The sequence below is a fragment of the Salinicola corii genome (genome assembly GCF_008298015.1).
Classification (GTDB): Bacteria; Pseudomonadota; Gammaproteobacteria; order Pseudomonadales; family Halomonadaceae; genus Salinicola; species Salinicola corii.
Window position 1 is genome coordinate 163,386 of sequence record NZ_VTPX01000007.1, and the last position, 20,729, is coordinate 184,114.

The 20,729-nt window shown below is 63.4% G+C and carries 20 protein-coding genes; 7 read left to right on the plus strand and 13 right to left on the minus strand.

What is annotated here, in order from left to right; translation table 11 throughout:
* Positions 1 to 50: 50 nt before the first annotated feature.
* The 3 genes from F0A16_RS13530 to F0A16_RS13540 form a co-directional block, all read right to left on the minus strand.
* The gene (locus F0A16_RS13530; protein WP_149435927.1) at positions 51 to 917 is read right to left on the minus strand and encodes an HAD-IIB family hydrolase; all 867 of its coding nucleotides are present in this window, start codon (positions 915 to 917) and stop codon (positions 51 to 53) included.
* A 209-nt stretch (positions 918 to 1,126) separates the two neighbouring features.
* On the minus strand, positions 1,127 to 2,065 hold the full coding sequence (locus tag F0A16_RS13535; RefSeq protein ID WP_149435928.1) for a 2-dehydro-3-deoxygalactonokinase: 939 nt from the start codon (positions 2,063 to 2,065) through the stop codon (positions 1,127 to 1,129).
* Positions 2,062 to 2,748 (minus strand): 2-dehydro-3-deoxy-6-phosphogalactonate aldolase, encoded by a 687-nt coding sequence (locus F0A16_RS13540; RefSeq protein WP_149435929.1) that lies wholly within the window; start codon positions 2,746 to 2,748, stop codon positions 2,062 to 2,064. The genes F0A16_RS13535 and F0A16_RS13540 overlap by 4 nt, the downstream gene beginning before the upstream one ends.
* A 64-nt stretch (positions 2,749 to 2,812) precedes the next feature.
* Here F0A16_RS13540 and F0A16_RS21750 point away from each other — a divergent pair, with 64 nt between their 5' ends.
* Positions 2,813 to 2,974, plus strand: a complete 162-nt coding sequence (locus F0A16_RS21750) for a hypothetical protein (RefSeq protein ID WP_187776008.1) — start codon at positions 2,813 to 2,815, stop codon at positions 2,972 to 2,974.
* A 60-nt stretch (positions 2,975 to 3,034) separates the two neighbouring features.
* Here F0A16_RS21750 and dgoD read toward each other — a convergent pair whose 3' ends face one another.
* From dgoD to F0A16_RS13565, 5 genes are all read right to left on the minus strand, one after another.
* Complete coding sequence (gene dgoD, locus F0A16_RS13545; protein WP_149435930.1) at positions 3,035 to 4,183, minus strand: galactonate dehydratase; 1,149 nt, start codon at positions 4,181 to 4,183, stop codon at positions 3,035 to 3,037.
* Positions 4,184 to 4,275: 92 nt separating this feature from the next.
* Positions 4,276 to 5,076, minus strand: a complete 801-nt coding sequence (locus F0A16_RS13550) for a FadR/GntR family transcriptional regulator (RefSeq protein ID WP_149435931.1) — start codon at positions 5,074 to 5,076, stop codon at positions 4,276 to 4,278.
* Positions 5,077 to 5,353: 277 nt separating this feature from the next.
* On the minus strand, positions 5,354 to 6,616 hold the full coding sequence (gene glyA, locus F0A16_RS13555; protein WP_149435932.1) for a serine hydroxymethyltransferase: 1,263 nt from the start codon (positions 6,614 to 6,616) through the stop codon (positions 5,354 to 5,356).
* 389 nt (positions 6,617 to 7,005) lie between these two features.
* A complete protein-coding gene (locus tag F0A16_RS13560; protein ID WP_149435933.1) occupies positions 7,006 to 9,519 on the minus strand; it encodes an ABC transporter permease in 2,514 nt (837 codons plus the stop codon).
* Positions 9,516 to 10,235: an ABC transporter ATP-binding protein gene (locus F0A16_RS13565; protein ID WP_149435934.1), complete on the minus strand. Its 720-nt coding sequence runs from the start codon at positions 10,233 to 10,235 to the stop codon at positions 9,516 to 9,518. Before F0A16_RS13565 ends, F0A16_RS13560 begins: the two co-directional genes overlap by 4 nt.
* A gap of 91 nt (positions 10,236 to 10,326) precedes the next feature.
* Here F0A16_RS13565 and F0A16_RS13570 point away from each other — a divergent pair, with 91 nt between their 5' ends.
* Both F0A16_RS13570 and F0A16_RS13575 read left to right on the plus strand, forming a co-directional pair.
* Positions 10,327 to 10,914, plus strand: coding sequence for an arylesterase (locus F0A16_RS13570; protein ID WP_420853083.1), 588 nt, complete (start codon positions 10,327 to 10,329; stop codon positions 10,912 to 10,914).
* Positions 10,915 to 11,054: 140 nt separating this feature from the next.
* Positions 11,055 to 12,026, plus strand: coding sequence for a zinc transporter ZntB (locus F0A16_RS13575; RefSeq protein ID WP_239023829.1), 972 nt, complete (start codon positions 11,055 to 11,057; stop codon positions 12,024 to 12,026).
* A 15-nt stretch (positions 12,027 to 12,041) separates the two neighbouring features.
* Here F0A16_RS13575 and F0A16_RS13580 read toward each other — a convergent pair whose 3' ends face one another.
* Positions 12,042 to 12,311, minus strand: a complete 270-nt coding sequence (locus F0A16_RS13580) for an Rdx family protein (protein ID WP_149435937.1) — start codon at positions 12,309 to 12,311, stop codon at positions 12,042 to 12,044.
* Positions 12,312 to 12,492: 181 nt separating this feature from the next.
* On the opposite strand from F0A16_RS13580, the gene F0A16_RS13585 reads away from it, so the two are divergent.
* From F0A16_RS13585 to ettA, 4 genes are all read left to right on the plus strand, one after another.
* Positions 12,493 to 13,821: an MFS transporter gene (locus F0A16_RS13585; protein WP_149435938.1), complete on the plus strand. Its 1,329-nt coding sequence runs from the start codon at positions 12,493 to 12,495 to the stop codon at positions 13,819 to 13,821.
* Between the two features lie 83 nt (positions 13,822 to 13,904).
* A complete protein-coding gene (locus tag F0A16_RS13590; protein ID WP_239023830.1) occupies positions 13,905 to 14,351 on the plus strand; it encodes a PAS domain-containing protein in 447 nt (148 codons plus the stop codon).
* Between the two features lie 140 nt (positions 14,352 to 14,491).
* Positions 14,492 to 14,686: a PA3496 family putative envelope integrity protein gene (locus F0A16_RS13595; RefSeq protein WP_110602970.1), complete on the plus strand. Its 195-nt coding sequence runs from the start codon at positions 14,492 to 14,494 to the stop codon at positions 14,684 to 14,686.
* Between the two features lie 158 nt (positions 14,687 to 14,844).
* Positions 14,845 to 16,506 (plus strand): energy-dependent translational throttle protein EttA, encoded by a 1,662-nt coding sequence (gene ettA, locus F0A16_RS13600; protein WP_149435939.1) that lies wholly within the window; start codon positions 14,845 to 14,847, stop codon positions 16,504 to 16,506.
* Positions 16,507 to 16,598: 92 nt separating this feature from the next.
* Here ettA and F0A16_RS13605 read toward each other — a convergent pair whose 3' ends face one another.
* From F0A16_RS13605 to F0A16_RS13620, 4 genes are all read right to left on the minus strand, one after another.
* Entirely contained in the window at positions 16,599 to 16,757 is a 159-nt protein-coding gene (locus F0A16_RS13605; protein WP_149435940.1) for a DUF1328 domain-containing protein, read from the minus strand.
* 139 nt (positions 16,758 to 16,896) lie between these two features.
* On the minus strand, positions 16,897 to 17,811 hold the full coding sequence (gene lpxL, locus F0A16_RS13610; RefSeq protein WP_149435941.1) for an LpxL/LpxP family Kdo(2)-lipid IV(A) lauroyl/palmitoleoyl acyltransferase: 915 nt from the start codon (positions 17,809 to 17,811) through the stop codon (positions 16,897 to 16,899).
* Between the two features lie 52 nt (positions 17,812 to 17,863).
* The gene (alr, locus tag F0A16_RS13615; protein WP_149435942.1) at positions 17,864 to 18,949 is read right to left on the minus strand and encodes an alanine racemase; all 1,086 of its coding nucleotides are present in this window, start codon (positions 18,947 to 18,949) and stop codon (positions 17,864 to 17,866) included.
* 156 nt (positions 18,950 to 19,105) lie between these two features.
* On the minus strand, positions 19,106 to 20,578 hold the full coding sequence (locus F0A16_RS13620) for a TolC family outer membrane protein (RefSeq protein WP_149435943.1): 1,473 nt from the start codon (positions 20,576 to 20,578) through the stop codon (positions 19,106 to 19,108).
* Positions 20,579 to 20,729: the final 151 nt, after the last annotated feature.

Below are 20,729 nucleotides of genomic sequence, written 5' to 3' on the forward strand. Positions count from 1 at the left end.
GTCGTTTTGGCGTCGATCCGTGACGCCTGTCATCAGGTCGATATCTTCGGCTACCGCTGCTCGTCATTTTCCCACCCCGGCTCCTGGGTCAGCCAATGCGCGACGCCCTCCGACCAACCGGCAGGCCCTCGCGCTCGCGTTCGATAGACCCGGGCATTTTCCAGTGTCATCGCCTGGCCGTGACTGGCGGCAATGATCACGGCCATGTCCGTCGTCGACAGCAGTGCCAGATCGTTGGGTCCATCGCCAAGGCCCAGCGTCCTCGGCCGGTAGCCACGCAAGGACTCGAATCGTGCCACCAGCCATTCGGCGGCCTGCCCCTTGTCGACCGCGCCCATGACATGCCAGAAACGGCCGCCCCGGGTCAGGCGGAGACCATCGACGCGCAGCGTCTCATGCAGAGCTTGCAGTTTGGTGTCGTTGTCTTCCCAGACCAGCGGTTCGCTCCCTTCACGGATCATCGCCTGTTCGGCACCGGCGGCGCTGAGCCCGGTCAGTTCCCGAACCTCGGCCAGATCCATTTCCCCCATCCGGCGGAAGCGCAGGCCATGGCGCTCGCGTACCACGTCCAGACGTCGCCGGATGAAATCGACATCCATGCTCGGCGTCTTGACCACTAGGCCATCCGGCGATGCCGGGTCACGATCCAGTCGCGCGTGCTGCCAGGAAGGCGGCAAGCCGATCACGGCGCCGTTCTCGGCGATGAAGGGTGTCTGCTCCAGCCCCAGCTCATGACGGAGCGCCAGCAGTTCGGCACGGGTCTTGCTGGTGGTGGGAATGACCGGGATCGCCCGCTGTTCGAGACGATGCAGCCAGGTCGAGGCTGGCTGCCAATCGTAGGTATCGTGGTCCAGCAACGATCCATCGAGATCGGTGAACACCAGCAACGGTGGTTGGTTCAAGGTCGGCTGTGTCATGGCTTCACCCGCATCGCATCACCTCGTCATGTCATACGCGATCGGCTGCGTGTCGGCAGTCGTATAGGTGAAGGTAGCACGTATCATGCCAAACACGACGGCCCGCGCCTTGGGTACGGGTCGCGGGCCGTCGGCGGCGATGTCGAACCCTCGGTGCGCGTGCCTCTGCACCACTTTGGTGCATTAATGGTTCAATGGGCGGGGCGAGGTCAGTATCGGACGTGTCTTGCCGCGATCGCGATGACGCCGGCCAGTGTCGCGCGATCGCTGTCGATCGCCTCGACCTCGATCCCGGAAGCTTCCAGCGCGATGGTATAACTCTGCCGTAGCGAATCGGCGCCGACGAGGTACACCTTGTCGAGCTCGGGGCGAGCCGCTGTCATGGCCCTCACCTCCTCCCCGATCAACGCGCCGGAGAGAAAGCTGCCGATTTGCGGCGATTCGAGCCCCGCGTAGAGATGGCGACTGCGGGCCTCGAACAGGGCATGCATCACCCCCCCGGGGCAGCCGGCCCGGGAGACGCCGAGTCGAAACGCCCCCTCGTCGAACGGCGCATCCTCGCGAGCCGGCTCTCCCGGCAGGGTGTGGAAACGCACCGCGTGGTAGAGTTCGCCGGTCATCATGGTGTTGAACGCCGTCATGCGGCCGGCATCGAGTCGCGCCCACTTGCTGTGCGTCCCCGGTAGACAGCAGTCGCCACCCTCCACGCCCGCAAGCGCCAGTGCACCGAAGGCCTGAACCTCTTCCCCGCGCATCACGTCGACATGCTCGGGGGTCACCTGCTTGACTCCCGGCACGATCCAGACGTCGTCGAGCCCCGGCGCCGCGACCACGTTCTGCGCCAGATCGGCGGCGGTGACCGGCAGTTCCAGTTGCGGCGCCTCGTGCCATCCCCGCGCGGAGCCGACCATGCCGGCCAGATAGACCGGGACTTTTTCAGCGCCCGAAGCCGCGCCGCCGCCCTCCCGCCAGTCGTCGGTCTGCGACGCGCAGTAGTGGGGAAATTCGCTCTGGCTCAGCGCGCGCAGGCCGGAGGCCGAACGCCGGCTGTCCAGCACCTCGCCGCTGGCCGTGTCGACCAGGAAGGCACGGAAGTTGCTGGTCCCCCAGTCGATGACGATCAGACGCGCCGGTGCATCGCCACTCATGCATCCGCCTCGCGTTCCTGCTGCTCGGCATAGTGGGCGACCTCGCTCAGCCGCTGCCACTCCTTGACCAGTTCGGCCGCGACCCGTCCGACGTCTTCGGCACTGCGTCCCGGCTTGTAGAGATTGCTGCCGAAGCCGAAGCCTGCCACGCCATGGGCATGCCATTCGCTCATGTTGCTCTGATCGATGCCGCCGACCGCCAGCACCGGCAGACCCTTGGGCAGGATCGCGTTGATATCCTTGAAGTAGCCCGTGCCCAGGCGTGCCGCCGGGAACAGCTTGAGCACCGACGCGCCCGCCTTGGCCGCGGCCAGCGCCTCGCTGGGCGTCATGCAGCCGATCATCGGTGCCAGACCGTGCTCGACCCCGGCCCGAATCACTTCCGGATCGGTGTTGGGCGTGATCAGCAGCGGCGCATCGAGATCGGCCAGACGCTTGGCATGCTCGGGGTCGAGTACCGTACCGGCGCCGATCACGACATCGTCCGGGCAGCGCTTGGCGATCGCGGCGATGCTGTCCCAGGCCCGCGGGGAGTTGAGCGGAATCTCGATCAGCTTGAAACCTGCCGCCACCAGCGCGTCGAACACCCCATCGATCTCTCCCGGGGTGATACCGCGCAGGATCGCCACCAGGGGGCGCTCGCGCAGCGCCGTTTCCAATGCGAACTTGCGTGTTTCATTCATTTCTCTCTCCTCGTTTCGGCCAGTCTAGGGCCGCGCGTTGGAGCGCAGCCAGCAGAGCACCAGCATGGAGCGCTCGAGAGCCAGCCGGGCCACACTTTCCTGGATGCTCTGCGTCGGCGAGCAAAGACGGCTGAGCGCCAAGTACGGTGCGCTCGAGAGCCAGCCGAGCGAGCTGAAGCGCAAGGCGCCCGGCGCACAGAACCCGGAGCATATGGGGTATATGTGAGGAGTTCGCGCACCGGGCAACACGGCGATTCACTCGCGCAGGCGGCTATCGAGTGTGCCGTTACCACTCCGCGATGGAACCATCCTCATGTGTCCAGACGGGGTTGCGCCAACGATGCCCGACCTTGGCACGCTCCTCGACGAACGCTTCGTCGATCTCGACGCCCAACCCGGGTCCCTGTGGAATCGCACAGTAGCCGTCCTCGATCGCCAGCGCGTTCTTGTCCACCAGGTAATCGAGCACGTCGTTGTCCCGATTGTAGTGGATGCCCATGCTCTGCTCCTGGATGAAGGCGTTGTGGTTGACCGCATCCACGTGCAGGGAAGCGGCCAACGTCAGCGGTCCCAGCGGACAGTGCGGAGCCAGCGCCACATCGAAGCAGGATGCCAGCGTGGCGATCTTCATGCCCTCGCTGATGCCGCCGCAATGGGAAAGATCGGGCTGGACGATATCGACCATGCCTTCGACCAGCAGGTCGCGGAACTGATAACGCGTGTGCAGCCGCTCGCCGGTGGCGATGGGATAGCCGAGGCCCCCGGCGATGTGCTTGAGGCTCGGCAGGTGTTCCGGCAGCACCGGCTCTTCGACGAACATCGGGTGATACGGCTCCAGCTCCCGCAGCAGCGCCTTGGCCATGGGGCGATGGACGCGACCGTGGAAATCGATACCGATGCCGACATCCGGCCCCACCGCATCGCGGGCCTCGGCGACACGGGCCACCGCCTCGTCCACCTTGGCGTGAGAGTCGACGATCGCCATTTCGGCTGTACCGTTCATCTTGAATGCGGTAAAGCCCTTGTCGACCAGCGCCTTGGCGCCCGCGCCCACGTCGCTGGGCTTGTCGCCGCCGGTCCAGGCGTACATCCGCATCCTGTCGCGACAGGCACCCCCCAGCAGCTGGTGCACCGGCACGCCGAGATCGCGCCCCTTCAGATCCCACAGCGCCTGGTCGATACCGGCGATGGCACTCATCAGAATCGGACCGCCCCGGTAGAATCCCGCGCGATACATGATGTTCCACAAGTGTTCTATGCGGCGCGGATCCTGACCGACCAGATAGTCGGAAAGTTCATGCACGGCGGCCTCGACCGTGGCGGCGCGTCCCTCCACCACCGGCTCCCCCCAGCCATAGCAACCCTCGTCGGTCTCGATCTTGAGAAACAACCAGCGCGGCGGCACCTGCCAGGTCTTCAAGCGGGTAATCTTCATGGTTCACCTGTTCTCTTCAAAGCAGTTCGTTCGATTCGGACCGGCTGACGCGAAAGCGCCGACGCGGCCCCACTGGCAGGCCTGGAGCGCCATCACGGCACCCCGATCGAAGGCGGCATCACGATCGACGGCGGATTCTCGACCAGATCCTCCATGCCGAGGTCACGGCCGGTGCGCTTGAGCACCGATAGCGCCGCCTTGGCGGCTTCCTGCGGCTGGCGCAGGCGGATCGCCTCCATCACCCGTCGATGACGCGCCATGCTGTCATCGAGATCCTTGGCACTATGCAGCGTGGCGCTCTGGTTGGAGCGCTCGACGATCAGCGCGATGGCCGGTTTGAGCACATGACTGATCTGCGCCCAGATCAGGTTGTGGGAAGCGGCGAAGATCGCCTCGTGGAACGCCACGTCGTAAGCGTTGTAGCTCTGTCCCTGCCAGTGCAGATCCGTACGCTCGAGCGTACGGATCATGCCTTCGTAGGCGGTTTCGATGGCCAGCAGGTCCGAGGCGGTGGCGTGGGTGGCAGCCAGAGCGGCAACGAACGGCTCCGCGGCCACGCGAAAGGCGAAGACTTCCCGCTGGAGATGCGGGTTGGGCTGGGCGTAGCGCGCCATCCAGACGCTGACCTGGGGATCGAGAAGATGCCAGGAGGCCAGCTCGCAGACCCGCGTCCCCTGCCCGGAAATACGCACCAGCAGCCCCGCGTTGACCAGCTTCTGCAGGGCGCTGCGGACGGTACTGCGACTGACGCCGAAGCGCTCGCAGAGATCGACCTCCCGCGGAATCATGGCACCGATCGCATAGCGGCCGCTGAAAACGGCCTCGGCCAGCGCTTCGGCGATATCGGGCCTCGGGAGGTTGGGGGGATCTGTCGCTGGAGGATCTGCTGCCATCGCGATGTTCAACTCACAGCCATCTATGTCCGACATAGCTTCCAGCAAGTTGACCTGCCTGGCTGTTAGACCATGGTCATAGACAAGACCAAAGTCGTAGGAAAATACACCCTGAATCCGAATTCGACCTGCACCGCGACGGTATCTCCTTGTCTCATCTTTCGCCCCCGCCTTCCACCGCCACGGGCAAGCCCCTTGCTCTCCGCGACGCCGTCGGGAGGCCAGAACGACGATGCCCCTCCAAGGAGGGGCATCGTGAGCGGCAAGCCGGGTCCGATCAGCGGTAGACCGGCAGGCGGGAGCAGACGGCCTCGACCCTGGCCTTGACCTCGCCCTCGACCTGGCTGGAGTCGCCCTGCTGCATGGCGTCGAGAATATCGCAGATCCAGCCGGCCAGATCGCGACACTCGGCCTCGCCGAAGCCGCGCGTGGTCACCGCCGGGGTGCCGATGCGCAGACCGGATGTCACGAACGGGCTCTGCGGGTCGTTCGGCACCGCATTCTTGTTGACGGTGATATGGGCACGGCCCAGCGCCGCGTCGGCATCCTTGCCGGTCAGCCCCTGCTTGACCAGCGACAGCAGGAACAGATGGTCTTCGGTGCCACCGGAAACGACTTCGTAGCCACGCTCGATGAAGACACCGGCCATCGCCTGGGCGTTCTTGACCACTTGCTGCTGGTAGGTCTTGAACTCGGGGTCCATCGCCTCCTTGAAGCAGATCGCCTTGGCCGCGATCACGTGCATCAGCGGCCCGCCCTGCCCGCCGGGGAAGACGGCGGACTGCAGCTTTTTCTCGATCTCGGCATCGTTCTCGGCCGACAGGATCAGGCCCCCACGCGGGCCGCGCAGCGTCTTGTGCGTGGTGGTGGTGACCACGTGAGCGTGAGCCAGCGGGCTGGGATAGACGCCTGCCGCGACCAGGCCGGCGACGTGCGCCATGTCGACCAGCAGGTAGGCACCCACGCTGTCGGCGATCTCGCGGAACTTGGCCCAGTCGATGATCTGCGAGTAGGCGGAGAAACCGGCGATGATCATCTTCGGCTGATGTTCCTTGGCCAGCTTGGCAACTTCGTCGTAATCGATCCGGCCGCTCTCGTCGATGCCGTACTGGACCGCGTTGTAGTGCTTGCCCGAAAAGCTCGGCTTGGCGCCGTGGGTCAGGTGACCGCCGGCGTCCAGGCTCATGCCGAGGACGGTGTCGCCCGGCTTGACCAGCGCCTGGAAAACCGCACCGTTGGCTTGAGAGCCGGAGTGCGGCTGCACGTTGGCGTAGCTCGCGCCGAACAGCGCCTTGGCGTAGTCGATGGCCATCTGCTCGACCACGTCGACGTGCTCGCAACCACCGTAGTAGCGCTTGCCGGGATAGCCTTCCGCGTACTTGTTGGTCAGCTGCGTGCCCTGGGCCTGCATCACGCGCGGGCTGGCATAGTTTTCGGAAGCGATCAGTTCGATATGGGCTTCCTGGCGCGCGACTTCCTGCTGCATCGCGTTCCAAAGGGCATCATCGAATCCGGCAATCTGCATCTCTCGGGTGAACATCGACGGGAATCCTCGGCTCGGGGATGGTTCGACTACCAGCGGCGCCAGTCAGGCATCCGGCGGCTCGATCTCAAAAATCGTCAGCGCAGTTCGAAAAGGGGGCGAGCGAAACCCAGACGAGGCAAGAATCGGTGAGGAAGCGGAATTGACACGGGAGTCGAGGCGCATTCCGAGCCGATCTTCAACGCTGTATGGGCGGCGCAGGCTCTTTTCAGGTGCAGCGTGGGGCGCAATGATACCCCAGCGCTGACGGCCTTTCCTATGAAAGTCCGTCATGCGCTGAACCATAATTTCTCACGTTGGCTTTAGCCTGGTTAAAACATGCCCGGGGGCGTCATCCGCCGTCTCGCCCCCGCCAGATTCGCCCCCTGCGGTCGCGTCGTGATCCATCAGGTCTCTCCCAACAGCCGCAGGCTGGCCATCGGCGCCTGCCGTCGTGTCCCACGGGAAAGCAAAAAACCGATGCCGCCCACGACCCCGGCGCCCAGGATCGGCATGATCCCCCACATCAGCCAGTGCATTCTTGGCACCAGCCCCAGCCAGCCGTAGATACCCAGCGCCGCCATCTCCGCCAGCGCGGCCCCCAGCAGACCGCTGGCAAAGCCCAGCAGGGCGAACTCGGACCACTGCATGCGGGAAAGCGTCCGGTTACCGGCACCGAACACCCGCAGCAGGGCGCCTTCGTGGGCACGTGCCGGACGGCTGGCGGTCAGCGCCGCGTAGAGTACGCTGATGCCTGCCAGCAGCACGAAACCGAGCACGAACTCGATGGCCTGGGTCACCTGACCGAGGATGCCGCGAACCTGTTCCAGCAACGCCTCGACGTTGAGCACCGACACGCCAGGATATCGCTGCACCATCTCGCCCAGCAGTTCGTTGCCGTCGCCGGGGAGATGGAAGGACGTGATGTAGCTGTGACCGAAGCCATCCAGCGCCCCAGGGGGAAAGATGATGAAGAAATTGGGCTGAAAGCTCTCCCAATCCAGGTGGCGAAGGCTGGTGATTCGGCCCGTGATGCTGTCACTGCCGATGGTGAAGGTCATCTCGTCGCCCAGCGAGAGGCCGAGCCTTCCTGCCAGCTCCTCCTCGACCGAAATCGGCACGGCACCATCGCCTGATGCCGTCTCCGCCTCGAACCACTGCCCCTCGGTGATCCGGTTGCCTTCCGGCAGATCGATGCGCCAGGTCAGGTTGAGATCCCGCCGTAGCGCACCATCAGTCTGGTGCTCTTCCGGCACCCGTTGTTGCGGCGACTCGCCGTCGATGGCCGTCAGTCGCCCCCGCACCATGGGATAGAGGCCGCTGGTGGCGTCGGCAGCGCTGTCGATCAACGATTCGACGCCGTCACGCTCCTGGGGCTGAATGTTGATCGCGAAATAGTTGGGCGTATTCGCCGGCAGCTGCGCCTGCCAGGTCGTCAGCAGGTCGCCGCGCACCAGCGCAATGATCGCCATCGCCGCGAAGGTGACGGAAAAAGCGAGCAACTGCCCCAGGCTGGCCGTGCGTCGTCGCGCCAACTGACGCCCTCCCAACTGCCAGGCGCGAACCTTGCCCCCCTGGGGCAAGCGAGCCAGCACGACGAGCAGCAGGTGCAACATCGTCTGCCCCACCCCCCACAACACGACCAGCGCGACCAGACCGCCCAGCAGGATGCCCAGCGCCAGCACCGGGTCGCCAGAATAGAGCCACAGCAGGGCGCCGAACACGAGACTGGCGAACGCCACGACCATCCATCCGGCGGCCGGAATCGGATCGAGTTCGCGCCGCAGCACCTTGAGAGCGCTGACACGCTTTAGCCTCAGCAGCGTCGGCCCCGCGAAACCCACCAGCACCGCGAGCGCGGTCAGCACGCCCATCAGCCAGGGCATGCCGCCCGGCGGCGGCAATTCCAGCGGCAAGAAGCGGGTCAACAACGCCAGCAATACCGACTGCCCTGCCAGCCCCAGCAATGCGCCCACCACCGCCGCGACCAGGCCCAACCACGCCAGTTGCCAGGCGAAGAGTTGACCCAACTGACGTTGCGAGGCGCCGAAACAGCGCAGCAACGCCGCCGTGTCGAGATGGCGGTCGACATAGCGCCGCGTGGCCATGGCCACGGCGACACCGGCAAGCAGAACCGCGGCCAGCCCCGCCAGGCTCAGATATTTCTGCGCCCGCTCGAGCGACCGCCCCAGGCTCGGGCGATCCACCCGCACGTCGCGAATTTCGACCCCGGCATCACGCAGCGCATCGAGGCGTTGTTCCAGCCCGTCGACCGCCGCTGGCGGCCCAGCGGCCAACAGCTCGTATTCGATTCGCGAGCCGGGCCTGACCAGCTCCGTCGCCTCGAGATCCTGGATATTGAGCATGATGCGCGGCGTCAGCCCGGCGAAACCGGCCTGCTGATCGGGCTCACGGTCGATCAGGCCGGTGATGGTCAACGACAGCGCCCCGACCTGGATACGATCGCCGACGCCCGCGGCCAGCAGGTGTGCCAGCCTGGGCGCGATCCACGCGCCGCCCGGCGACGGGCCGTGATCCACGCCTTCGACACCGCTGCCCCGATCGACCCGAACCTCGCCGTAGAGCGGATAGTGATCGTCCACCACCTTGAGACCAGCCGGCTGGAAGGCATCCCCTTGGCTGACCATCGATACCAGATCGACCTGGTCGCTCAGTTCGAGGCCGGCCTGACGAAGCTCTTGGCGAAGCCCATCGTCGAAAGCGCGCCCCTGCTCCAGCACCAGATCCCCGCCGAGCAGCTGTCCCGCCTGTCGCGTCAGCCCCCGGTCGAGACGGTCGAGAAAGAAACCAATCATGGTGGTTGCCGCCACGGCCAGCGCCAGCGCGACGAACAGTGCCCGGACATCGGATGCCCGCAGGTCGCGTCGGAGCCCCTTGAGCGAGAACGCGATCACGTTCATGCCCCGACTCCACGCTGTTGCTCGATCGCCGTCAGCGTGCCGCCCTCGAGCCGGAGGCAACGATCGCATCGCATCGCGAGAGCCATGTCATGGGTGACGAGGATCAGGGTCGTCCCGGACTCACGGTTGAGGTCGAAGAGCAGGTCGATGATGCGACTGCCGGTCGCTTCATCGAGATTGCCGGTAGGCTCGTCGGCGAAGACCAGATCAGGGTCGGCCACGAACGCGCGCGCTACCGCCACCCGTTGCTGCTCACCGCCGGAGAGCTGCTTGGGCAGATGCTCGAGACGCTCGCCGAGCCCGACACGCTCCAGCCATTGACGACTTTTGGCGGCCACGTCTTGCCGAGGCGACAGTTCCAGCGGCAACATAACGTTTTCCAAGGCGGTCAGTGTGGGTAATAACTGGAAGTTCTGAAAGACGAAGCCGACACGGCCAGCGCGAAGGGTCGCACGCCCATCTTCGTCCAGGTCGTTCAGGGACTGGCCGAACATCTGGAGCTCTCCCGAACTGGGCGCGTCGAGTCCTGCCAGCAGCCCCAGCAAGGTGGATTTACCGGCGCCGGAACTTCCAACGATGGCTACACTCTCACCGCGGTCGACATCCAGCGCCAGCGATTCGAGAATAACCAGCTCTCGTTCTCCACTTGTTACCCGTTTGGCGAGCTGGCTTGCGTGTAGAATTCGGTTTCGTTCATGGTCGGAGGAGTGAGACATGGTGCCTAGTTTCCCTGTGCTTGGTATCGAGAGGCCTATCGCCAAGTTGGCAAGGCGCCGTGCAGGTGGCGCACTGTTATTGTGTTTTGCCGTGTTATCACTGACGCCCGGCACGACCCGCGCCGACACCATCGTGGTAATGGGCGACAGCCTGAGCGCGGCCTATGGCATCGATCCACAGGTCGGGTGGGTCAATCTACTGAAAAAGCGATTGGGTGATGAGCACGAAGTCGTCAATGCCAGCATCAGCGGCGAGACGACATCGGGCGGCTCGGCACGGCTTCCTGAAGTTCTCGGACAGTATCATCCCGATATCGTTCTGCTGGAACTCGGCGGCAACGACGGGCTGCGCGGACTTTCTCCTCAGCAGATGCAGGTCAACCTGTCGAAGATGATCGAGCGTAGTCAGAGAGTAGACGCCAGAGTTCTGCTGCTCGGCATCGAAGTGCCTCCCAATTACGGCCCCGCCTACACTGACGCTTTTCGCGACGTGTTCACGCAGCTGGCTCGCGATTACGAGGTCCCGTTATTGCCGTTCCTGCTCGAGGGCGTCGATCTCGACACCATGCTACAGGATGACGGCATCCACCCCACCGCCGAGGCACAACCCATCATTCTCGACAATGTCTGGTCGAAGCTGGAACCGATGCTGGCGCCGTCGGCGGTGGCGGGAGGTTGATCGGGTATCGGATTCTCATGTCACGCTCGCGGTCGCCCCGACCGACCCGCTAGTGGTGACGCCTCGACCTGCTATCGTTAACGTATTGAAAATGCTCGCGACATGGCGCATCGCGATCTGGACCGGCAAGGAGGCTGACAGTGGAAACGGAGACGGCTCTGGTCGCCGCCTATCAGCTCGACGGCAAAGGCGGTGGTACGTTGCTCAGTGTGCGTCAATTGCGAGAGGCCTGGGCCGATCCCGAGCGGCCGCTATGGATGCATCTCGATTTCCGTCACGAGGATGTCCATACCTATCTGGAGGAGATCGCCGAGCTCGACGAGGCACCGGTCGAGGCGCTGCTGGAAGAGGATACCCGGCCGCGCGTCGCTAAATTCCGTAATGGCGCCGTCAGTACGCTGCGCGGCATCAATCTCAATCCCGGCGCTGCACCCGAGGACCTCATCTCGCTGCGTATCTGGAGCGCACCGAACCGTCTGATAACCCTGCGTCGCCGACCATTGAAATCCGTCAGCGACGTACGCGAGCGGCTCGACGAAGGCAGCGGAGCGCTGTCGATCCCGGACCTGCTGGCTTGGCTGACGGAAGCCCTGGTGGACAAGGTCGGCGACGTCTCGCACCAGCTCGACGACCGACTGGGCGAACTCGAGGAAGACCAGCTCAGCGATCGGGAAATCGATCCCGACGCTCTCTCCCGGCTGCGCCGCTCGCTGATCACCCTGCGGCGCTTCATGGGTCCGCAGCGGGACTGCCTGGATCAGATCGCCCACGGCCCCGACTGGCTGGACGAAGATACCAAAGTATCGATCCGCGAGAGTGCCAACCAGTTGTCGCGCTACGTGGAGGATTTTCACGCCATGCAGGAGCGTGCGCTGATCCTGCAGGAACAGCTCTTCAGTGAACACAACGAACGTCTGAACCAGCGCATGTACATGTTGGCGATCGTGACTACCGTGTTCCTGCCCTTGAGTTTTCTGACCGGACTGCTGGGTATCAACGTGGGTGGCATCCCCGGCGCCGACAGCCCCTATGGATTCATCGTCTTCGTGGCGATCACGGCTCTGGTCGGCGGCTGGGTGATGTGGCTGCTCAAGCGCAAGCACTGGTGGTGATGATCAGCACGGGCATTACCGGTCGGTGTGCCCTAGATCACGTTCGGGATCGAGACGGTCGCGAACTCGGCGCTTCAGCTCCTTGATGCCGGGAAAGCCCCCATCTCGCTTGCGTTCCCACAACGTCTCGTCGTCATAAAGCACCTCGAAATGCCCGCCATGACTGGGCGCCAGAGCCACCTGTTCGAGATCCTCGCCGAAGGTCTGCAACAACTCCTGGGCGTACCAGCCAGCACGCAGCAACCACTGGCATTGGGTACAATAGTGAATACGGATGCGGGCCATGAGCCTCTCCTTGGGATGGATCAATACATGATGCGGCGGCGGCGCGACATAACTCAAGCCAACCGCGCCGCCTGAATGCAGCAGTGCCTTGCGCCTTGTCCGACTCTGTCAGCCAGGACGGAAGGCCGTTGGAAGGGCGGAATCCGAGCAGCGATACTCCGGAAAACAGGGAACGTTTTTCATGTCAGCCAAAGAAGCCAGCTTCACTCAATTCTTCGAGCGCGTCACCGGCGACGAAGACAGCCGGATGTGCCGCGATATCTCCGACGAGGCATGCCAGGAACAAGCCGGCAACTTTGCCCGTCATCTCGTCGCCGCTCTCGGCAACAAGCTCGCGGACGAGCTCTCCAATGCTCGACTGATACTGCCCTGGCTGATGGGCGCGATCGGCGCGCCGGTATGGATGGTGGGGTTGTTGGTCCCGATTCGCGAGGCGGGCGCACTACTGCCGCAACTGCTGATCGCCGGCTACATTCGCCTACGCCCCATCCGCAAGTGGGTGTGGGTCACCGGCGGCGCCGTCCAGGCGATTGGTGCGCTATGCCTGACGCTGCTGGCGCTGTTTGGCCAAGGCGGCTGGGGCGGTGCCCTGGTACTGATCGCCTTGACCGGCCTGTCACTCGGGCGCGGATTGTCTTCGGTCGCCACCAAGGACGTCCTCGGCAAGACCATTGCCAAACAGCGCCGGGGTACACTGATGGGATGGAGCGCCAGCGTCGCCGGCGCCCTGACGCTGATCGTCGGTGCCAGCCTGGTTGTCCTCGGCGATCGTCCGGGCACCTGGGCATTGGCCATCCTGCTGTTCGCCGCCGCCCTGGGATGGGGCTTGAACGCGCTCTGCGCCGCCGTGATACGCGAAGCGGCGGGAGCAACCGAAGGCGGTGCCAACGCATGGGACAGCATCAAGCAGGGAATCTCGCTGATGCGCCGCGACCGCCGCTTCCTGCATTTCAATCTCTCGCGTGCACTGCTGCTGTCCAGCGCGCTCGCGCTCCCTTATCTTGCCTTGCTGGGTCAGCAGAACAGCGGCACCGACCTGGCCAGCCTCGGCATTCTGATCGTGACATCCGGCATGGCCAGCATGATCGCCGGCCCGATCTGGGGCCACCTGGCGGACCGCTCCAGCCGCCGTGTGATGCGCGACAGCGCCATCGGAGCGGCCCTGTGCTGCCTGGCCGGCGCCGCCTGCGTGTGGCTGCCCGAGTCCGTAAGCACCAGCGTGTGGCCATACGCCATGGTCTATGGCTTGTTGATGATTGCCCACGCGGGCATCCGCCTGGGACGCAAGACTTATGTCATCGATCTCTCGGACAGCGACACCCGCGCGCTCTATGTCGCTTTCTCGAATACCTTCACCGGGGTCCTGATGCTCGTCGTCGGCCTGCTTCTGGGCGCCCTCGCGCAATGGCTGGGAAGTGCCGGCCTGTTGCTGGTTCTCGCAGCGCTGGCGATCGCGGCGGCCTTGAGCTCACACGCCCTTGCCGAGGTCGAGTCGGAGGCCACTTCGTAAGGCGTTGTAATCCCCCGATACCGTGGCATCATTATCGACCGTATCGCCCCTACAATCCGTCGAATGACAGTCTGGAGGCAAGGATGGCCAGTGCCAACAAACGCTCCCCCATGATCAGTCCGGCTCTATTGGAGCGTATCATCAACGCCTCGGATGACGGCATCGTAGTGGCCGAGCAGGAAGGCGACGAAAACATTCTGATCTACGCCAATGAAGGCTTCGAACGCCTGACGGGCTACAGTATCGACGAGATCCTCTACCGCGACTGCCGCTTCCTTCAGAATGGTGATCGCGATCAGCCAGCCATCGACCGGATTCGCACGGCCCTGCGCGAGGGCAAGTCCTGCCGGGAAGTGCTGCGCAACTACCGCAAGGACGGCAGTCCGTTCTGGAACGAGCTGTCGATCACGCCGGTCTACGACGCGGAAGATCAGCTCACCTACTTCGTCGGCGTCCAGAAGGATGTCACCGATCTTGCAGAGGCGTTGCAGGAACTCGAGACGCTGAAGGCCGAACGAGATACGGCGTGACCGTGCCGTAGAATCCAGTGCTTATCGCCGCCCTTCATGGCGATAGTTTTTTTTAACCAGGAAAGTCTTGTACCGGTCGGCTTTCGACGATATATAGCCCGGAGCGTCACTGAGATGCGATTTCACGGGAGGGCTAAAATATGAGCCGTGAGGAATATATCGACGATCAGGATTTTTCCGAAGCCATCAACGACGAGCAGTTCGAACGTCCACGCAGCAGCAAGGCCGACACGTTGCGTGCGAGACGACAGGTCGAGGCACTGCTGGAAGAGCGCCGTCTGAAACGTGCCATCGAAGACGACTGGTACGACGAATACGGCGACGAGGAAGAGTAGACAGTCTTTGACCTGGTGTCATCCGACGGGCGCTTCGGCGCCCGTTCGCATTGTCGGCATGACTGGTTTACCCTTCTTCATCCAGGCCGCGCCCCACCGACGGGCGCTCCAGCGCTGACTGCCTGTTTCTATCCACCGCGACATATAACCGGATTTCCATGGCGCAATACGTTTACACCATGAATCGGGTGGGCAAGGTCGTCCCCCCGAAGCGCGAGATCCTCAAAGACATCTCGCTATCCTTCTTCCCCGGCGCCAAGATCGGCGTGCTCGGCCTCAACGGCTCGGGGAAATCGACGCTGCTGCGCATCATGGCCGGCGTCGACACCGAACACAACGGCGAAGCGCGCCCGATGCCGGGGCTCAATATCGGCTACCTGCCACAGGAGCCGGAGCTGGACGATGGCAAGAACGTCCGCGAGATCGTCGAAGAGGCACTTGGCGAAGTCAAGAAGGCCCAGGAGCAACTCGAGGCGGTCTATGCCGCCTATGCCGAGCCGGACGCCGACTTCGACGCCCTGGCCGCCGAGCAGGCCCGGCTGGAGAACATCATCGAGGCAGCCGACGCCCACAATATCGAGCGCAAGCTGGAAGTGGCCGCCGAAGCGCTGCGTCTCCCCCCCTGGGAGGCGAGCGTTGCCAATCTCTCCGGGGGTGAACGCCGCCGCGTGGCGCTCTGCCGCCTGCTGCTGTCGAGCCCGGACATGCTGCTGCTGGACGAGCCGACCAACCACCTCGACGCCGAATCGGTCGCCTGGCTCGAGCGCTTCCTGCACGACTACCCGGGCACGGTCGTCGCCATCACCCACGACCGTTATTTCCTCGACAACGTCGCCGGCTGGATCCTGGAGCTCGACCGTGGCCATGGCATTCCGTTCGAGGGCAACTACTCCCAGTGGCTCGAGTCCAAGGAGAAGCGGCTCGAACAGGAGGCCAAGCAGGAAGCCGGTCGCCAGCGTGCTATCAAGCAGGAGCTGGAGTGGGTGCGCCAGAACGCCAAGGGGCGTCAGGCCAAGAGCAAGGCCCGCCTCAATCGCTTCGAAGAGCTGCAGTCCGGCGACTACCAGAAGCGCAACGAGACCAACGAGATCTATATCCCGCCGGGGCCGCGTCTCGGCGACAAGGTCATCGAATTCCACGACGTCAGCAAGCGCTTCGACGAGAAGATGCTGTTCGACAACCTCTCCTTCCAGGTGCCGACCGGTGCGATCGTCGGAATCGTAGGCGGCAACGGCGCGGGCAAGTCGACGCTGTTCAAGCTGATTGCCGGCAAGGAGCAGCCGGACAGTGGCGAAGTGGTGCTGGGCGACACCGTCGACGTCGCCTACGTCGAGCAGTTACGTGACCACTTCGACAATACCCAGACGGTGTGGCAGGCGGTGTCCGACGGCCAGGACATTCTCAACATCAACGGCTACGAGGTTTCGTCCCGCGCCTATGTCGGCCGGTTCAACTTCAAGGGTACTGATCAGCAGAAGCGCCTGAGCGATCTGTCCGGCGGTGAACGCGGTCGCCTGCAGTTGGCCCAGACACTGAGGCAGGCCGCCAACGTGCTGCTGCTCGACGAGCCCTCCAACGACCTCGACATCGAAACCTTGCGTGCGCTGGAAGAAGCGCTGCTGGCCTTCCCGGGCTGCGCGCTGGTGATTTCCCACGACCGCTGGTTCCTCGATCGTATCGCCACGCACATTCTCGCCTATGAAGGCGACTCCAACGTGGTCTTCTTCGAAGGCAACTACGCCGAGTACGAGGCTGACTACCACAAGCGCGTCGGCAACGACACGCCCAAGCGAATGAAGTACAAGCGCATCGACGCCTGAGCGGAGAATCGCTTCATGTTGTCGACCGCGACAACCAAATACCCCGCCATCCAGGCGGGGTATTTGTTGGCATCCATTGAATCCCTCAAGCGTCAGCGACCTCGCCCGCGAATCAACGAAACGACGAACAGGATCAAGAAGATCACGAACAATACCTTGGCAACCGTCGCGGCGGCGCCAGCGATACCGCCGAACCCGAGAACCCCGGCGATAATGGCGACGATAAGGAAAATCACGGCGTAGCTAAGCATGGCAACTCTTCCTGTGCTGACCCATTGGACTTGCCCGTGCCCAGACATCCGGCCCGGCAAACCGCCCTCGTCTTCCGTGAGAGCAAGCTAAGCCTTGTCGTTCATTGCGTTTTCGTCAAGTTCGACGCGCGATCGAGGTTTAGTAAAACGAACTTTCTCCCGGGGGGCGGGTCTTGAAGCGCCGGTGCAACCAGAGGTACTGCTCTGGACGGCGGCGGATCGCCTGCTCGATAAAGGCGTTCACCTGAGCCGCGTCCGCCACATCATCGCCACTAGGGAAATTCTCCAGAGGTGGCAGATACTCCAGCGTGTAGGTTCGGTCATCCGGATTCCGGTGAAACATCAGCGGCATGACCGGCGCGCCCGTCATTCGGGCGATCTTGGCCGTCAACTTGATCGAAGCGGCAGGAACGCCGAAGAACGGCGCGAAGACGCTCACGTCACGGCCAAAATCCTGATCCGGCGAGTACCACACGGCATGGCCGGACTTGATTCGTCGCACGACGCCGCGCAGATCATGACGATCGATGGCGTCGCCAAAAATACCGCGTCGGGCTCGGGTCATGAAATCCTCGAATACCGGGTTGTCATGGGGCCGGTAGACGACATCCGCAGGGAAGAAGAGCGAGTGCAGCGCGCCGCCGAGATCCAGCGTCGAGAAATGGATACCGATGATCAATGCGCCCTTTCCCCGCGCCATGGCGCGCTCCATGTGCTCGGTACCTCGGAAAGTCACGCGGTGGCGCAGGTGTTCGGGGTCGCGGCACCAGCCGGTCGCCGTTTCGAGAATGCCGATCCCGTTGGCGACGAAGGTCTTCCTGACCAGTTCCGCGCGTTGCTGATCGTTCAGCTCGGGAAAACAGAGGGCCAGATTGGTGTCGGTGATATGGCGACGCCGCTTCGCGAGCTTCCAGGTCAACAATCCGATGCCTCGTCCCAGCGCCAGCTTGAGTCGCCAGGGCAAGAGCGCTCCCGTCCGCATCAACCCGATGCCGAGCCAGGCGCCCCAGTAACGAGGATGGGCGCGGTTGGCAGGATAGACTTTCTTTGGCATGTCCTTTCCGATTCTTTGTAGACGCCGGCCAGTGTAGCGAAAAGATGCCGCGTCAGGGCACCAGATACCGCCGCGGAACCCTCGGCAGTAGCCCGGTGAGCAGCGTGTAGCCAATGGTATCGCAATGCCTTGCGACTTCGTCGACACCAAGACCTCGACCCCATAACACCACCTCGCTGCCTACGCCGGCGTCGGGCAGATGGCTAATATCCACCGTCAGCATGTCCATGGAGACACGCCCGACCAGCGGACAGCGCTGACCATCGACCAGCAGTGGCGTGCCGTCGGCGGCATGCCGGTCATAGCCGTCGCCATAACCGGCGGCGACAATGCCGATTCGAGCCGGCCGGGAGGTGTGCCACCGCCCGCCATATCCCACCGGTTCTCCCATCGGCAGGGTCTGGACGGCAATCAGGCGCGAGCGCAACGTCATCACCGGCTTCAACGACATACCGTCCGGCAACGCCCCCTCGAGCGGATTGCTGCCATAGAGCATGATGCCGGGCCGATTCCAGTGACCATGAGTGCGGGGTTTGGCCAGCGTCGCTGGCGAATTGGCGATACACAGTGGTGCTTCCAGCTGCTGCCGCACGGATTCGATTGTCTGCCACTGGCGCTCGAACTGCGACGGGTCGGCCTGATCGGCGCTGGCGAAGTGGCTGATCAAATGAAGATCCCGGACCCGGTCGCCAGCTGCCTGCAGTTTTGCCCAGCGATCGGCGAATGAGGCCGAATCGAAGCCGAGCCGATGCATTCCGGAGTCGAGCTTCAACCACACCGTCAGCGGCCGGGCAGGTGAGTAGTTCAACACGGCATTCAACTGCCAGTCGCTGTGGACGACCTGCCATAGCCCCAGCGCCTCGACACGCGCCAGTTCGTCGGTATCGAAGATTCCCTCCAGCAGTAGTATCGGCTGCAGGATGCCGGATTCACGCAGACTCTCGGCTTCTTCCAGCGACGCTACGGCAAATGCCGGCGCCACTGCCGCCAGCGCTTTGGCGCAGGCCACGGCTCCGTGGCCATAGGCATTTGCCTTGATCACTGCCATGGCGTGGCTACGAGGCGCAATCCGGCGGGCTACGGCGTAATTGTGACACAACGCGTCGAGATCGATGTCGGCGATGATGGGCCGGGCCATGACGATTCCTTCGAAACAGTCGGACGGAAACCGGTATCAGCAACCGGCTGAGCCTCGTCATTTTATCGCGTTCGGGAGCGTTCGCGGCATCGGAAACGACAACGCCGCTGCCGTGGCAGCGGCGTCGAACCAGGAGATTCCCTAACGACAAGGATTTCAGGGCGCAGATGGCGGCGTGGGACGCTTGCCGATATCGTCGACCGCCGACATATCGGTATCGTCGACCGATGTCAGCGACACGGGATTGCTGTCACGTAGCCAGCGATTGGTACCGCGAATCACATCGAGACTGAGCACACCAGCCTGCTGCCTTAGCTGGAGCAAATCCGTTACGTAGGTATAGCGGGCATCGGCGTAATCGGAGATCGATTCGTAAAGCGACTGCTCCGCATCCAGCACGTCGACGATATTGCGCGTCCCGACCTCGTAGCCGGCGCGGGTCGCTTCCAGCGCGCTGCGACTGGAGACGATGGCCTCCCGTTGCGCCTCAACCGATTCGACGTCGTTACCCACCTGAGTGAACAGCGAGCGAACCTGCTGGGTCGTGTAGCGACGCTGATCCTCGAAGTCGTACTGTGTCGCCTCCAACGTGTAGGTATTCTGCTGCACCGAAGCGCTGGTGGAACCGCCGGTGTAGATCGGAAGATTGGCCTGCACTCCTACCTGAAGGTCCTCGTTGTGGCCCCGCAGTTCGTCACGGTCGTTATCGGAGTAGGAGTAGTCCGCGAACGCATCCAGCGTCGGCAAGTGGCCGGCCTGAGCGATATCGACACCGGACTTCGCCAACTCGACCGCGGCTTGAGCGTACTGAATGGAGGGACTGCTCGACAGGGCCATATCCACCCAATCGTCGCGATTGGCCGGTGCGGGCGGCTGAATCGGCAGGTCATCGTCCAGGCTTTCGATACTGGCATACTGCTGCCCGGTCAGACGCTCCAGCGTCTCGAAACTCACCTGCAGATCATTCTTCGCGGCGATGCGCTGGGCTCGCGCCGAATCGAAAGCGGCCTTGGCTTCGTTGACATCGGTGATCGCCACCAGGCCAACGTTGAATTGCTCGTTGGCTTGTTCGAGCTGACGCCCGATTGCCTTTTCCTGGGCTTGACGCGCATCCAGAACTTCCTTGGCGCGCAGAATCTCGAAATAGGCCTCGGAGACATCGTAGAGCAACTGCTGCTGATCGATTTCCAACTGCAGTGCCTGCTGGCCAACCTGCTCCTTGCTCTGCTGGTACTCGTACCAATTGGTGGCGTCGAACAACGCCTGCGTTACGTTAACGCCCAGGCTGGTACCGTTGTAGTCTTCACCGGAAGAGGACGTACTACTAGATGTTCCACCCTGGCTCGCTCCAGAACCAGCATAGCTCTGACTGTCCAGCGAATTGTAGCGATAGATGCTACCGGTGGCGCTGACCTGGGGCAGCAAATCGCCTCGCTCCACGTCCTGGCCGGCTTCGGTGCTTTTGAACGTCGAGCGCGACGAATTCAATGTGGCGGAATGCTCCAGCGCGTCCTGCGTGATGGTCAACAGGTCCGCCGCATGAACCGAGGGGGCGAACGCTGCCACGGCCAGCAGCGAGATAGCATGTCGCAGGGGGGAGCGCGACGGCAACGAAATGAGAGGCGACATCGAGACATTTCCTATCGTTGAGCACTGAAGACGATACCAAACCGACCACGCGAGTCCATGTCGGCATGCACAAGCCGGAGCCGCTATCGACATCGCCCAGGTACCCAATCATGGCTGTTTTCTGGCGGACTCGAGACGCCGAGAAGCGTCG